Source organism: Bacillus sp. GbtcB10 (assembly GCF_019091365.1).
GTDB classification, from domain to species: domain Bacteria; phylum Bacillota; class Bacilli; order Bacillales; family Bacillaceae; genus Bacillus; species Bacillus altitudinis.
The window spans coordinates 1-233 of record NZ_JAGXJP010000426.1 but is presented as its reverse complement, the minus strand read 5'-3'; the positions used below and the strand labels follow the sequence as shown (position 1 = coordinate 233).

General features: G+C 36.1%; 1 pseudogene. It reads left to right on the top strand.

What is annotated here, in order from left to right:
• Positions 1-31: 31 nt before the first annotated feature.
• A pseudogene (locus KVT11_RS20715) lies at positions 32-233 on the top strand (Asp-tRNA(Asn)/Glu-tRNA(Gln) amidotransferase subunit GatB); the annotation flags it as partial.

The following is a 233-nucleotide window of genomic DNA, read 5'->3' as shown; positions in this document are numbered from 1 at the left end:
AAAAAGCAAGTCTGTAAGGAGGCGAGCATAGATGAATTTAGAAACAATTATTGGTTTAGAGGTTCACGTTGAGTTAAAAACAAATTCGAAAATTTTCTCTGCGAGTCCAACAGAATTCGGAGCGGAACCAAATACACAAACAAGTGTAATTGACTTAGGATACCCAGGAGTACTTCCTACTTTAAATAAAGAAGCAGTTAACTTTGCAATGAAAGCTGCAATGGCATTAAACT